The sequence below is a fragment of the Paracidovorax anthurii genome (assembly GCF_003269065.1).
GTDB lineage: Bacteria > Pseudomonadota > Gammaproteobacteria > Burkholderiales > Burkholderiaceae_C > Paracidovorax > Paracidovorax anthurii.
On sequence record NZ_QLTA01000027.1, the window covers coordinates 35,479 to 49,438 of the forward strand.

The window sequence follows — 13,960 nt, forward strand, 5'->3', positions numbered from 1 at the left end:
GCGGCCGCAGGCCCGGAATCAGCGCTCCAGTTGCAGGCAGGCCACGGCGTAAGGCGCATGGCCATGGCGCATCCGGTAATCGCTCTCGAATCGCCGGTGGCCATCGGAAAACAGGCCGAACGGCTCGCACTCGTGCACCACGCGAAAGCCGGAGCGCCCTGAATCCAGTTCGCTGGCATCGCGGAATCCGCTCACGACCGGCAACACGGCGGGCCCCGCCTGCAGTGCCGCGACCGGCACGAAGTCCCGATGCAGATAGTCGAGCACCACGCGGCAGCGGCAGTCCTCCTGCCGCGCCCGCCGTGCCAGCGCCTGCAGCATGCCCTGGATGGCAGCCTCCGGCACATAGGGCGCAACGCCCTCCAGCAGCACGACGAACAACCGCCCCCGCTGCCAGGGAATGGCGTCGAGCCAGGCTGGCTCCGAGAGGCTGCAGGCCACGAAGCGGCTGTCCCGCGCCCCGTCCTCCAGGAGAAGTCGCCGCAGGGCGATCACCTCCGGCAGATCGACGTCGATCCAGCGTTGCACGCCCCGCACGCCCGCGAGCCGCCCCCAGCGGGTACACAGCCCGGCACCGACGCTCACCACCGCGTGGACATCCTCCTGCGCGCAGGCGTCCCGCACATGGTCGTCGAAGATCCGGCTGCGCACCACGATCGCCCGCACGAGCGATTCGTCATTGGCCACCGGGCGCAGATCCCAGGGGCATTTCTCCAGCAGCCGCTCCGCCCAGGCGTCCTCCCACTGCGCGTCGATCTGCCGCGCCAGTGGAGAGGCTCTCGCACTCAGTGTCAGTGCCAGGGTGACCGAACTGCCTCGAAGCGCGTACCACGCGTCTTCGAGGCCACTCAACCCTTCACGGAGCACGGCAGACCCTCAGCACGTGAACGGGTAGGCGCTTCCGGTGTTGTTGTAGGACGTGAGGGAGATCGGCCAGAACTCCTGCGCCTCGGGGGCATTCGGGTAGTTCAGCACGATGCGGTTCTTGATCAGGCTGCCATCCGGATTGCGGCGGTTCCAGCAGTTCGCGGAGGCATCCCAGACCAGGGCCTCATTCGGCACGAACTTGATGGAGAAGTTGAAGGGGTTGTTGTACCCCAGCCATTGGCTCAGCACCGACGCCACATTGGAGGAGGCGGGGTCCAGCAGTTCCGCCTTGAACTCCTTCGACTGCCAGGCCAGGGCGATGGCGCGCAGCACCACGCCGCCAAACGCCAGCAGGGAGCCCGGATCGCCCCCGGGAATGCCCAGCCCGGTGGGCAGCGCGGCATCCACCACGTGCGACGGTCCCTGGGGAGGAACAGGGTCATTGCCCAGCAGCGCCGATGCGCCCATCAGGGTGGGGAACAGCTGGTAATAGCTTGCCAGGGCCTCCGTCGCCCGCTCGGAGGGCGCCTGGGGGAAGACGATCTCGAACGCATCGTCCAGACCGATCCAGCCCGCGGTCAGCACAGGCTTCCAGAGGGTCTGGTCACGGGGATCGTCACTGCGGTTCAACACCACATCCAGCCAGGGCCAGATGGTCCTCAACCCGAAGTCCTCGCTCAGGATCGGCTGGATATCCTTCACCTTCAGCAACCGATCGCGGTAATCGGGCTCGCTCCACGACTTGGCGATCGCACGCAGATAGGCCAAACGGAATTCCAGCAACGGATCACCGGGCTGTTGTTGAGCAAAACTCATCGCACACTCCTCCTCTTCATCATCGAGTCAACGCAGGGATGCTTCCAGCTCTGGACGCACACCCAACAAAGCCTGCAACCGGCCCTGGTCCCCGTCAGTCCATGACGCAGGATCCAGGCCGCGCAGGCGCCACAAGGCTTCCGCCTCGACACGGTGCTTGCCCCCTGCACGCGCGACCTGGACCGCCTGCTTCAATGCCGCGACCACATCAACGGTGCCCGAATGCCCCAGCAACAGATACTTGGCTTTTTGCAGCCATAACTCCGCAGTGTATATGCCCTCGCCGAGCTCTTCGGTCAGTTGCAGGCAGTGGATCACGCGGTCCGCGGCCTCGGTCCAGCGGCCTTTCCGGGCCAGGATCTCGGCGGCAAATGCCCGGTAATACGTTTGGCAGTACTTGCAGCCGATGTTCCAGAGCGCCTCGATGGCGGCGTCGGCCCCTTCGAGGTCGTCCGCCACCCAGCAGCGGATGACCTCCGCGTATCCGCGGAAGGCCGGCAAGCCATAGCGCCCGGACAACTCGATCAGTTCATCGACCACCTGCCGGGCATGGTGCAGTTCCTGCCGCCCCAGGTGGCCCAGCGCCTTGTACAGCATCGCCATGCCCATCGAAGGAATGTGCGCCAGCGCACGCGCACGCTCCAGGGCCTGCTCCGCATCCTCCCGGGCCGGAGCATCCCAGCCGCAGCCCCAGCGAACCAGCGCACGCGCGGTCTGCGCCCAGGACACCGTATCGAGCCCCAGTTGGGAGGCGTGGTAGTCCGATGCGTCGCCGCGATGGCCGTCCACGGCTTCCGACAGGAAGCGCTCTGCCTCCTCGAACTGCCCTTCGGAATAGAAAGCCAGCCCGATCCAGATGGAAGCGACCGCGCGAATGCCCGCGTCGCCGCGCTGGCGCGCCAACTCTTGCAGCTGAAGGCCCAGGCGCATCACTTCCGCGCGGTGGCTCGCCACATGGTGGTAGGTGAGCATGAACCCGATGTGCTGGACCCGCAGTTCCACGGAGATGTCCCGCTTCACGATGTCCTGCGACATCGCGATCCGCTGCTCCACCTGCGGATGGGCCCAGCCATGCTTGTTCATCAGCGCCTGGATCACGTAGCCGTTCAGTGCCAGCCTCGGCTCCCACCGGGCGGACTCGTCCAATCGGTCGATCCAGTCTTCGACCGACCTGGCGTAGGTGATCGTTCCGTCGTTCAGCGAACGGTGCTGCGTCATGCGCAGCTGCGCCAATCCCGCGGGAACCGCGTTCGCGTAGTCCTTCGCCAGCGCGTAGTGGTGCGCCAGCACGCCGGGCTCCTCGTCCCGCACACGCTCGCGGCGCCGCAGGAGGACTTCCGCGGCGACCCCGTGCATGCGTACCCGCTGGGTCGCGAGCATGCTGTCGTAGGCGGCATCCCGGATCAGCGCATGCCGGAACAGGTACTGGCCCGCGGCTTCCGCGGGCATCAGCAGCCCTACGTCCACGAGCGTCCGCAGGCTGGCGGACACATCCTGCAACCCGCAGTCCGGGAGCAGCCCGGCATCGAACCGCCGCCCCCAAATGGCCGCCCAGCGCAGCACTTCGCGCGCGGAGCCGAGCTGCATGAAGCGGCTCTCCAGGGAGTCGCGCAGCGTGATGGGAATGGCATCCAGATCGGCATGCTCCTCGAAATCCCACTGACCGCCGCGCTCGACCAGGCAGGTCTCGAGCAGCATGCGCGCCAGCTCCTGGACGAACAAGGCCACGCCATCGGTGCGCGCCACCACGTGGTCGATGACCGCGCGCGATACCTGCCGGGGGGCCAGCACGTGCCGGACCATCGCGGCGGCTTCCGCGGGCCCCAGCCGGCCCAGCTCCAGCGACTGCAGCCGCTCGTGCATGCGCGGGGGAGCCTCCCATTCCGGCCGGGCCGTCACCAGCAGCATGCAGCGCTCATGCGCCATGGCCTCGGTCAGCTCCGCCAGCCAATCCAGGGTCGCGGAATCGGCCCAGTGCAGATCCTCCACGATCAGCAGCACCGGCGCCTCGCCGGCCTTGAGCTTCAGCCAGCGCAGCGAAGCCTCCATCAGCAGCGCTTTCTGCAGGGCCGGCGCGATGTCCGTCACATGGTGCGCACCCGCCCGCAGGGAAAGCCACACGCAGAAGATCGGAAGCACCCGCTCCACGTCGCAACCCGATGATTCGAGCATCCGGGAAAGGCGGGCCACGACGACGTCATCCGCATCGCCCGCATCGCCGCACTGCGCGCGGATCAATGCCAGCATGGGGGCCAGGGCGCTGTTTTCCTGCTCTGGCCAGCATGTGGCGTGCAAGGCCACCCCTTCCCGGCTCTCCACATGCCATCGAAATGTTTCGCTCAGGCAGGATTTGCCGATACCGGCCTCTCCGCGCACCACCACCGCACGGCCCTCGCCCCGGCATGCGGATCGCCAGTTGCGCCGCAGCATCAGCAGCTCCCGCCACCGTCCGACGGACTCCCGCTGCCAGACCGGAGAAGCCCCGGCGCCCTCATCCTCCAGCAAGCCGTAGCAAGGCGTCTCCGTGGCGGAGCCGGACAGCCGCACGCCGCCCTGCGGCGCAAACTTGGCATGGTGCCTCAACCTCTGGCGCGCGGCCTCGCTCACCACGATCTGCCCGTCGGACGCGGCCCCTTCCATGAGCATGGCGATATTCAGCGCGCGGCATGGCACCACGGAGCCGCTTTCGATGAGCACGGTGCCCGTGTGCAAACCCACCCGCACGTCCCAGCAGACCTCGTCGCCGCCGGCTCCCGCGCATGACCGGACCAGCTCCCGGGCGATCTGCACGGTCTGGCGGGCATCGGATTCGGCATTGACGGAATAGCCCAGCGTGACGAGGAAGTGCGTGCCCAGGGTGCCTCCCAGCGTCCCGCCGCGCTGCACGGCGATGTCGATGAGTCGGCGCAAGACGTTGCGCTGGGACATCTCCTGCCGCTCCGCGGCGTCTTCGTCCCCGGCCTCCGGCGGCTGCGCGAAATAAACGCCGCAGTACAGCAGCGTGAGCTGCCGCTTTTCCTCGTGGGGCGTGCCGAACGCGACCGTGGGCGCAATCCCGCTCGCGCCGGAGCTCGCCTGGACCCGCAAGACCCCGACCAGGTCGTCGAGACGGAGCATGGAGGACTTTTCCCACAATTGCCGCGCCGAGGAGGCCCGGTCCTGGGGCCTCTTGCGCAGCGCGCTGCGCAGCAACTCCGCCAGCGGATGCCCCTGAATCGCCCGCGGCAGGCTGATTTCCTGCGGGGAGAGCTGCCGCTGGTAGATCTCGGCGGTGGACTCGCCCGTCAGCACGCGGCCGGTCAGGCACTCCAGGAAAATCAATCCCCAGGCATACAGGTCCACCTGGGGCGTCACGGCCTCGCCGCGCAACTGCTCGGGTGCGCTGTAGGCGGGCGTGCCGACGTACTCGCCATCGCGCGTCAACTGCGTGGAGTGCGCGTCGCCGAAGCCGGGCAGCAGCGTGCTGATGCCGAAATCGAGCACCTTGGCATGCGACGTCAGGCCCGAGGCGCCGATCATGATGTTCTCGGGCTTGAGATCGCGGTGCGCGATGCCCGCATCATGGGCACATGCGATGGCATCCAGCACCTGGAGCATCAGGCGGCCCGCCTCCGCCGCAGGAAAAGCGCCCTGCCGCTGCAGCATCTGCCGGAGGGTCACCCCCGGGACGAACTCGAACACCGCGAAGACGTAAGGACCGCACACCCCTTCGTCGAGCAACTGCACGATGTGGGGGTGATGGAGCCTGGCGCACGCCGCGATCTCCCGGCGGAAACGCTTGAAGAGCCGCTCATCCTCATCGATGCGGACGAACTTCAGCACCACCTTCTGGCGCGTCTGGTGCTGGACCGCGGAGAACACGGTGCCGTAGGAGCCCGTGCCGATCACGTCCTGCAGGACATACCGCTGAGCGAGCTCGCCATGCGTGACAAAGGTTTCCCGGATCTGTCCGGGGTCCGGTGGACGAAAACTCATGCGTACTCCTGATCTCGCCGCTGGCACCGAATCAACGGGTTCGCCCGGCCGGGGCCGGGACACCATGGATGCGCTGCGCCACGGGCGCATGCCCATGGTCCAGAGGACCCGCGCCATGGCCCGTGCGCACGAGCGCCCCGGCCTGGATCGCCGCCTGCACATAGGCATGGGCCTGCGCCACCGACTCCCGCAGCCCCAGCCCCAGCGCCAGATGGGCGGCGATCGCGGAGGACAGGGTGCAGCCCGTGCCGTGACCATTGCGGGTGGCGATGCGCGCGGCACGCAGATGCAGGGCCTGCGCCTCGCCCCGCAGGGTGAACACATCCACCAGTGCATCTCCCGGCAGGTGCCCTCCCTTGAGCAGGACGGCCGAGGCGCCGAGGGAGAGGAGATCCTGGGCGGCGGCTTTCATCGCGCTTTCATCCGCGATGCCGCGACCCAGCAGCATCCCGGCCTCGTCGAGGTTCGGCGTCACCACGGCGGCCAGGGGGAAGAGCGCGCTCACCAGCACGCCCACGGTCTCCGGGGCGATGAGCCGGTCGCCGCTGGTGGCGACCATGACGGGGTCGAGCACCACATGCGGCAGCGCGTGGCGGCGGATGGCATCGGCGACCACCTCGACGACCTCGGGGTCATGCAGCATGCCGATCTTGACCGCGTCCACGCCGATGTCTTCCACCACCGCGTCGATCTGGTCGCGCAGCACGGCGGGAGGCACCCCGTGGATGGAGCGCACGCCCTGGGTGTTCTGGGCGGTGATGGCCGTGATGGCGGTCATTCCGTAGCAGCCCAGGGCCGCGAAGGTCTTCAGGTCGGCCTGGATTCCCGCCCCCCCCCCGCTGTCGGACCCCGCGATGGACAGTACGCGCACATAACGAGGTCCATCCAGGGCGTCCGCCGACGCTCGGGGTGGGTGAAGGGGCTGGGAATTCATAGGCAAAAATTATGGCTCATGCGCGATGTCAAATATCCTGTTCGCGGTGCTGTGCTGTAATCCGGCGCACGGACGAAACAGGGGTGCCGCGCCATGCGCGGCTGAGAAATACCCTCGGCACCCGATCCAGGTCATGCTGGCGTGGGGAGTTTCGATGGTGGATTGCCGCCTGTTCTGCGTCCCGTGCGCCGTCCGCGCACGCCCACTATGACGAGAACGCATTTCCACCGCATGTCCATCCCTGCACCGCTGTCTCCGCATTCCTCCATCGCCATCCTGGGCGCGGGCCTCATGGGCCGGCTGCTGGCCGTCGAACTCGCGCGCCAGGGCCATGCGGTGACCGTGTACGAGGCCCAGGGCCCCGATGCCCAGGGTGCGGCCGCCCGGATCGCTGCCGCCATGCTCGCGCCGCTGGCCGAATCGGCCGTGACCGAAGCGGGTGTCGTGCGCATGGGCCACTACGCGCTCACGCGCTGGCCCCGGCTGCTGGCAAACCTGGAATGGCCCGTCTTCTTCCAGCAGGAGGGCACGCTCATCCTCTGGCACCGGCAGGACGCGGCCGAGGCCGCGCGGCTGCGGGGCGTGCTGGAACGCACGGCGGCAGCCCAGCCCGAGCTGCCGCCGCTCGAAGCCCTCGATGCCGCCGGCACCGAGGCGGCCGAGCCGGCGCTGGGCCGACGCTTTCACCAGTCGCTCTTCCTGCCCGGCGAGGGGCAACTGGACAACCGGCAACTGCTCGCGGCGCTGGAGCACGCCATGCGCTCCCTGGGGGTGCAGATGCACTGGCACAGCGCCCGGGCCCCTGCGGACTTCATGCCGGGCACGCCCGGCCAGCCCGACTGGGTCCTGGACTGCCGGGGCCTGGGGGCCCGCGGCGAATGGCCGGCCCTGCGGGGCGTGCGCGGCGAGGTCGTGCGGCTCCACGCCCCCGATGTCACCCTGCGCCGCCCGACCCGGCTGGTGCACCCGCGCTACCCGATCTACATCGCGCCCAAGGAAGACCATGTGTTCGTGATCGGTGCGACCGAGATCGAGTCGGACGACCTCTCGCCCGCCAGCGTGCGCTCCACGCTGGAGCTGCTGAGCGCCGCCTATGCCGTGCACCCCGGCTTTGCCGAGGCGCGCATCCTGGAAGTGGCGACGCAATGCCGCCCCACCCTGCCCGACAACCTGCCCGCGATCCGGCAGCCCTCGCCGCGCGTGCTGCAGATCAACGGGCTCTACCGCCACGGCTTCATGATCTCCCCGGCCATCCTCGACGTGGTGATGGAATTGCTGAACGAGGGACAATCGCGGCTTGCACCACGCTTCGATCTGGCCCTGGATCTCCACCCCGCGCACGATCCCGCCGCCGCCCTGCCATGAACGTCATCATCAACCAGCACCCCACCGACCTGCCCGATGGGGCCACCGTGGCCCAGGCGCTGGCCGCCATCGCCGCCAAGCCCCCGTTCGCCGTTGCCGTCAACACCGTGTTCGTGCCCCAGGCGCGCCATGGGGAACAGCGGCTGCAGGCCGGCGACCGCGTCGAGGTCATCTCGCCGGTCACCGGCGGCTGAGCCCGGGCGCCTCGCCCGCGGACCATCCCGTTCCACCCCCCCCGGGGCCCCACGCCCCGCCGTCACTGCCCTCCTCACTGCCATGCCATCCCCTGCCTCCGACGATGCCCTGGTCCTCTACGGCCAGCGCTTTGACAGCCGACTGCTCCTGGGCACCGCGCGCTACCCCTCCCCCAGCGTGCTCGAAGCGGCCGTGCGGCGCGCCCGCCCGGCGATGGTGACGGCTTCGCTGCGCCGCCAGGGCAGCAATCCGGCGGAGGCCGGCAGCGGCTTCTGGGAACTGCTGCGCGGCCTCGGCGTTCCCGTGCTGCCCAACACGGCGGGCTGCCACAGCATCCAGGAAGCGGTCACCACGGCGCAGATGGCGCGCGAGGTGTTCGGCACGCCCTGGATCAAGCTGGAGCTGATCGGCGACGACTACACGCTGCAGCCCGACACGCTCAACCTCGTGGAGGCCGCCTCGCAACTGGTGCGCGACGGCTTCCACGTGCTGCCCTACTGCACCGAAGACCTCGTGCTGTGCCAACGCCTCGTGGACGTGGGCTGCCAGGCCGTGATGCCCTGGGCCGCCCCGATCGGCACGGGCCGGGGCCCCGTCAACCCCTATGCACTGCAGACGCTGCGCGAGCGGCTCGACGTGCCCCTGCTGGTCGATGCGGGCCTGGGCCTGCCCTCGCATGCCTGCCAAGTCATGGAATGGGGCTACGACGGCGTGCTGCTGAACACCGCCGTGGCCCTGGCACAGGACCCCGTGGCCATGGCGGGAGCCTTCGCCGATGCGGTGCAGGCCGGCCGCGCCGCGCGCCGGGCAGGTGCCATGCAGGCACAGGACGCCGCCCAGCCCAGTACGCCCGTGCTCGGCACCCCCTTCTGGCACCACGACCATGGCTGATACGGACATCGAGCGCATGGCGCACGGCATCGTGCAGGCCCACGCGGCGGCCTTCGCGGATTTTCCCGCCCAGCCTCTCCCGCCAGCGCCGGTCGCCCCTGCCGGGCCCGTGTACCTCGCGGCACTGCGGGCCTGCAGCACCCTGGGCTTCATCGCCGTGGATGCGCACTGCCTGGCCGGCGCCTGGCAGGCACAGACCGATCGGACGGGCCGCTTCGATCCGGCCCGCTGGCCCGACGCCCCCGAGGATTTCCGGCTGCAGCCGCGCCCGCACCCACGCCCCTTCGCCCCGTGCCCGCAGCACCTGGGCCTGTATGCGGTGCTGCCCGACGCCCCGTGGGTAGGCCGCATGGCACGCGCGGGCGTGCCGACGGTGCAGTTGCGCTTCAAGTCGGACGACCCCCAGGCCATCGCGCGCGAAGTCCGCGCGGCAGTGGAAGCCGTGCGCGGCACGGACGCCCGCCTCTTCATCAACGACCACTGGCAAACCGCCATCGATGCGGGTGCGTACGGCGTGCACCTCGGCCAGGAAGATCTGGACGCCCTGCCCGCGCACGCGCTCGAAACGCTGCGCGCCAGCGGACTGCGCCTGGGCGTGAGCACCCACGGGTATGCCGAGATGGTGCGCGCCGACGCTGCGGCGCCGAGCTATATCGCCATGGGCGCCATCTTTCCGACCACGCTCAAGAAGATGGCCACCGTCCCGCAAGGACTGGCACGGCTGGCAGGCTATGCGCGGCTGGTGCGCGGCTATCCGCAAGTGGCCATTGGCGGCATCGGGGCAGAGCAGTTCGCGCAGGTTCGCGCCTCCGGCGTCGGATCGATCGCTGTGGTACGCGCCCTGGTGAATGCCCCGGACCCGGAAGCAGCGGCACGCGACCTGATGCAGCGCATGGTGGCTTAGGCGGCGGGCAGGCACTGCGCAGGCCCTCGCCCTCTCTTGCCTCCTGAACGGCAGCGCACCGCCACTGCTGGCCACAGCCCCGCCGCTTTCACGCCGGCACAGCCGGCGGCGATCACTCGCCGGGTTTGTGCTTGCGCTGGATTTCCTCCAGCTCCAGCCGCAGCTCCAGCTTGTCGTTGTCCATGCCGAAGCCCACGGGCTCGCCGGACGATGGCGGCGCCGTCACCGGCACCGGCGGCAGATCGCTGAGCGTGAGATGCGGCGGATCGGTGAGATCGATGTCCAGCATGGAGTCGGGCGGTGGCTCTGGAGCCGGGGCCGGCGGAGGGGGCAGCGGCGTGGGCAGCGGCGTGGGCAGCGACTCCCATTCAAGACCGGCGGAGAGCGAATCGAGCGAACGCAACTCCTGATCCCTGCCCGCCTCCTTCACGGAAAACGCGCTTGCGGAAGAGGCAGGAAGCGCAGGCTGGGCCGCCAGCACCTCGTCGCCGGGCACCTCGTCCGGCGTGGTGCGGGAACGCGGCGGCGCGGGGCCGCGTGCGCTTGCGGGCGTGGTCTGGGCGATGGCCAGCAGCAGCAGCAGATCGTCATAGGCGGCCAGATCGAACTGGGGCGCGTCAGGCACGTCCGACTGGCGGAAGAGATAGCCCTCGATGATGCCCAGCACGGCCGGCGACGACCATTCGGCCTCGATCTCCGCCAGAGCCTCCGGAAAGCCCTGCAGCGTGCGACCGCTGCGGTGAAACGCGGAGAACTCGGGCACGAATGCATTGAACTGCGCGTGGAACTGATCGCGCAGCTGGTTGAAGTTCTCCACCCGTCCGAGCGTGTGATAGAGCCGCAGCAGTTCCAGGTAGGCAAAGGCGGAGGTGTCGCCGTGGGCTGCGATGTGCTGCTTGAGCACGGCAATCGCCTGCTCGTGCTCGCCCACCGACACGAAGAATTCGGCCTGCTGCTGGATGTCGAAGAGATCCTCCGGATGGGCACCGGGCGAGCGGCCCTCCAGCGGCATCGGCGCCGAGGCACGCGGCGCGGCCGGCTTCGGGGGCGGCGGAGCCCGGCGCGTGATGGTCGGCCCTTCGACCACGATCGCCCCCGAGAGCGAGTCTGCGAACGTCGGGAACGCGGGGCCCGCGGGCATGGGCGCCGTGGCGCGGGCAGGTACCGTCGCCGGCTCGGCCGGTGGCGGTGCCGGACGGGTGACGGGGGCCGCCGGGCCGGGTGCGCGGGGCGTGACGCGCGAGGCCGGGGGCTGGCTCTGCGGCGCGCTGGCCCAGTCGTCGGCAGGCTGCGGCTCGACCTGCAGCGCATCGCGCCCGCCGGGGCCCTTCGTCACGACCCCGCCCGGCGCCTGTGGCTGGCTGCTGGCCGCGACGGCCTGCGTCCAGGCCGATTCGCCGGCACGGCGCGCGCGGCTCCAGAGCCAGGCGATCGCCGCCAGCAGCACCGCGAGCAGGCCCAGCAGGCCGTAGCCCAGCCAGGTGGGAAAACTGTCGGCTTCGGCACTCTCCAGACGCTGCCGCAATTCGGCCGCGGCGGCGCGCTCCGATGCGGCACGGGCACGCTCCGTGGCGACGCTGGCTTCCAGCTGGCCAGCGCGCGCGGCGGCGCGCTGTATCTCCTCCACGGGGGTGTTGAGGGCCTTCCACAGCGCCGCGGCTTCCGCGCGCTGCTCGGCCGTGGCGGGAGCAGTGGCCGTGGGCAGCTCGGGAGAGGTGCGCAGCGGCAGCGGCGATTCCAGCCACACGTCGAGGGGTTCCATCACCAGCCGGGCCCGGTCCGCTGCCGGCGAGGCCGAGGCCACCGGCAAAGCGGGCGCTGGAGCACGGGACACGCGGGCCGCGGCAGCCGATGCGGCCGGGCGCGAACGCACGGTGCGCGGGGAGGATGGCGCCGCTGAAGACAAGGACAGGGAACCGGAGGCCTCCTGGCCGCCGCCTGCCGCTGCAGGCGCTGGGCGGCGGGGCACGCTGGCCGCCGGCGCCGCCCCGGCCAACTGGCCGATATCCACCAGGCGCGAAGAGGACGCCGCGGCGGAGTCCGGCAACTGGGAAAGGAAGGTGTAGTGGCGGGTAACGCCGCCGCTGCACCCCGCCACGACAGTGGCGGTGACCACGGGTTCGTCCACGGTGATGAAGGCGCGCACGCGCACGCCGGCCCCCCGGCCCGCCGCCGGCGCCATGGGCTCGACCTGCACCTTGGAGTCCGCGATCGGGGTTTCGCCCGAGACGATGCGCACCCGCACACACGACGAAGCCACATCGCCGCCCGGGTCGGGCTGCACGTCAAAGACGAGGTCCAGCGGAGCGCCCAGCACGACCGTGCCGTGGCTGGCGCCCAGGGAAAGGGCCGAGGCGCTGCAAGCCATCGCGGACAGGCCTGCTCCAAGTATCGCGTTACTTAGCTTCACAATAGTTGCGTTCTTATTCGGACCATTCTTGCACATAACGCCCATCTTTCCCCCGCCTCCATAATGGCGCTCCATGACCAACCCTTACCCGATCGTAGGCATCATAGGCACGGGCGCCATGGGCCAGGGCATCGCCCAGATGGCAGCACAGGCAGGCAGCCAGGTTCTTCTCTTCGACAGCCGCCCCGGCGCCGCGGACACGGCACTTCACCATATCCAGCAGCAATGGCAACGCCTTGTAGGCAAGGGGCGCATCACCGATGAAGAGGCCGGCGAGTTACGCAGCCGCCTGGGCACGATGGCCAGCCTGGGCGATGTCGCCCGATGCAGCCTCATCATAGAAGCGATCGTGGAGCGGCTGGACGCAAAGCAGGCGCTTTTCGCCGAAATCGAGGCGATCGCCGGCACCGGCACGGTGCTTGCCACCAACACGTCGTCGCTGTCGGTGACGGCGATCGGAGCGGCGCTGAAGCGCCCCGAGCGCCTCGCGGGGTTCCATTTCTTCAATCCCGTTCCGCTCATGAAAGTGGTGGAAGTCATCGCCGGGCTGAAGACGGACCCGGCCGTGTGCGACCAGCTGGCGGCCTACGCCCGGAGCATGGGCCACGCTCCGGTGCGCGCCCAGGACACGCCCGGCTTCATCGTCAACCACGCGGGCCGGGGCTTCGGCACCGAGGCGCTGCGCATCGTGGGCGAGGGCGTGGCCGACTTCGCCACGGTGGACCGCATCCTGCGCGACCAGGCCGGCTTCAAGCTCGGGCCGTTCGAGCTGATGGACCTGACCGCGCTGGACGTATCCCACCCGGTCATGGAATCTATTTATCACCAGTATTACGAAGAGCCGCGGTATCGGCCCAGCGCCATCACCGCGCAGCGGCTCGCGGGCGGATTGCTGGGGCGCAAGACCGGCGAAGGCTTCTACCGCTACGTGGACGGCGTAGCCCAGGTGCCCGCCGAGCCGCCCGCACCCCGGGTGGACCGGATTCCCCCGGTGTGGGTGTCCTCGCGCGCGGCGCGCCGCCCGGAGGTGTACCAGTTGCTCAAGGACCTGGACGCCCAGATCGAGACCGGCAGCGCGCCCTCCCCCCAGGCCATCTCGCTCGTGGCGCCGCTGGGCTTCGACATCACCACCGTGGCCGTGGTCGAGCGCCTCGACCCGGCCCGCACGGTGGGCATCGACATGCTGATCGAGGACGGGGCCACGCGCCGGCGCGTGCTCGCCACCAACCCGGCCACGCGCGCCGACATCCGCGATGCGGCGCATGCCCTCTTCGCGCGCGATGGCAAGCCCGTGAGCGTGATCCGCGACAGCGGCGGCTTCGTGACGCAGCGCGTGGTGGCCACCATCACCAACATCGCCAGCGACATCTGCCAGCAGGGCATCTGCAGCCCGGCCGACCTGGAAACCGCCGTCACGCTGGGCCTGGGATACCCCATGGGCCCGCTGGCGATGGGCAACCGCTGGGGGCCCACCAACATCCTCGAAGTGCTCTTCAACCTGCAAACGGTCTATGGCGACCCGCGCTACCGCCCCAGCCCCTGGCTGCGCCGCCGCGGCGCCATCGGCCTGAGCCTGCTGCAGGAAGAATACTGAGAACGTGTT

The 13,960-nt window shown here is 69.7% G+C and carries 10 protein-coding genes and 1 riboswitch; of the genes, 5 read left to right on the forward strand and 5 right to left on the reverse strand.

The features are described from left to right. Window positions 1-18: 18 nt before the first annotated feature. Genes AX018_RS13995 through thiD form a run of 4 tightly spaced genes read right to left on the reverse strand, consistent with a single transcriptional unit; the run spans window position 19 to window position 6,592 of the window. Window positions 19-852 (reverse strand): class I SAM-dependent methyltransferase, encoded by an 834-nt coding sequence (locus AX018_RS13995; protein WP_245951554.1) that lies wholly within the window; start codon window positions 850-852, stop codon window positions 19-21. Between the two features lie 24 nt (window positions 853-876). After that, window positions 877-1,683, reverse strand: a complete 807-nt coding sequence (locus AX018_RS14000; protein WP_111878079.1) for a BMA_0021/BMA_0022 family TOMM bacteriocin — start codon at window positions 1,681-1,683, stop codon at window positions 877-879. 27 nt (window positions 1,684-1,710) lie between these two features. Beyond that, entirely contained in the window at window positions 1,711-5,658 is a 3,948-nt protein-coding gene (locus AX018_RS14005; RefSeq protein WP_111878081.1) for a TOMM system kinase/cyclase fusion protein, read from the reverse strand. 31 nt (window positions 5,659-5,689) lie between these two features. After that, complete coding sequence (gene thiD / locus AX018_RS14010) at window positions 5,690-6,592, reverse strand: bifunctional hydroxymethylpyrimidine kinase/phosphomethylpyrimidine kinase (RefSeq protein ID WP_111878083.1); 903 nt, start codon at window positions 6,590-6,592, stop codon at window positions 5,690-5,692. Between the two features lie 69 nt (window positions 6,593-6,661). Next, window positions 6,662-6,757: riboswitch (TPP riboswitch) on the forward strand. A gap of 66 nt (window positions 6,758-6,823) precedes the next feature. Between thiD and thiO the strand changes: the two genes are divergently transcribed. The 4 genes from thiO (at window position 6,824) to AX018_RS14030 (ending at window position 9,947) form a co-directional block, all read left to right on the forward strand. Next, window positions 6,824-7,957: a glycine oxidase ThiO gene (gene thiO, locus AX018_RS14015; RefSeq protein WP_170146259.1), complete on the forward strand. Its 1,134-nt coding sequence runs from the start codon at window positions 6,824-6,826 to the stop codon at window positions 7,955-7,957. Beyond that, the gene (gene thiS / locus AX018_RS14020) at window positions 7,954-8,151 is read left to right on the forward strand and encodes a sulfur carrier protein ThiS (RefSeq protein ID WP_111878086.1); all 198 of its coding nucleotides are present in this window, start codon (window positions 7,954-7,956) and stop codon (window positions 8,149-8,151) included. The genes thiO and thiS overlap by 4 nt, the downstream gene beginning before the upstream one ends. Window positions 8,152-8,233: 82 nt before the next feature. Further along, window positions 8,234-9,043: a thiazole synthase gene (locus tag AX018_RS14025; RefSeq protein WP_111878088.1), complete on the forward strand. Its 810-nt coding sequence runs from the start codon at window positions 8,234-8,236 to the stop codon at window positions 9,041-9,043. Next, a complete protein-coding gene (locus tag AX018_RS14030; protein WP_111878091.1) occupies window positions 9,036-9,947 on the forward strand; it encodes a thiamine phosphate synthase in 912 nt (303 codons plus the stop codon). Before AX018_RS14025 ends, AX018_RS14030 begins: the two co-directional genes overlap by 8 nt. Window positions 9,948-10,059: 112 nt before the next feature. Here the strand turns inward: AX018_RS14030 and AX018_RS14035 are convergent, their stop codons facing one another. Next, on the reverse strand, window positions 10,060-12,315 hold the full coding sequence (locus AX018_RS14035) for a hypothetical protein (RefSeq protein WP_245951555.1): 2,256 nt from the start codon (window positions 12,313-12,315) through the stop codon (window positions 10,060-10,062). A 115-nt stretch (window positions 12,316-12,430) separates the two neighbouring features. Between AX018_RS14035 and AX018_RS14040 the strand changes: the two genes are divergently transcribed. Beyond that, window positions 12,431-13,951 (forward strand): 3-hydroxyacyl-CoA dehydrogenase, encoded by a 1,521-nt coding sequence (locus tag AX018_RS14040; RefSeq protein WP_111878096.1) that lies wholly within the window; start codon window positions 12,431-12,433, stop codon window positions 13,949-13,951. The last annotated feature ends 9 nt before the right edge of the window (window positions 13,952-13,960 follow it).

Excerpts from the sequence above, each read along its gene's own strand:
- AX018_RS14000 (WP_111878079.1), bottom strand. The coding sequence starts at position 1,683 with ATGAGTTTTGCTCAACAACAGCCCGGTGATCCGTTGCTGGAATTCCGT.
- AX018_RS14005 (WP_111878081.1), bottom strand. The coding sequence starts at position 5,658 with ATGAGTTTTCGTCCACCGGACCCCGGACAGATCCGGGAAACCTTTGTC.
- thiD (WP_111878083.1), bottom strand. The coding sequence starts at position 6,592 with ATGAATTCCCAGCCCCTTCACCCACCCCGAGCGTCGGCGGACGCCCTG.
- thiO (WP_170146259.1), top strand. The coding sequence starts at position 6,824 with ATGTCCATCCCTGCACCGCTGTCTCCGCATTCCTCCATCGCCATCCTG.
- thiS (WP_111878086.1), top strand. The coding sequence starts at position 7,954 with ATGAACGTCATCATCAACCAGCACCCCACCGACCTGCCCGATGGGGCC.
- AX018_RS14025 (WP_111878088.1), top strand. The coding sequence starts at position 8,234 with ATGCCATCCCCTGCCTCCGACGATGCCCTGGTCCTCTACGGCCAGCGC.
- AX018_RS14030 (WP_111878091.1), top strand. The coding sequence starts at position 9,036 with ATGGCTGATACGGACATCGAGCGCATGGCGCACGGCATCGTGCAGGCC.
- AX018_RS14035 (WP_245951555.1), bottom strand. The coding sequence starts at position 12,315 with ATGGCTTGCAGCGCCTCGGCCCTTTCCCTGGGCGCCAGCCACGGCACG.
- AX018_RS14040 (WP_111878096.1), top strand. The coding sequence starts at position 12,431 with ATGACCAACCCTTACCCGATCGTAGGCATCATAGGCACGGGCGCCATG.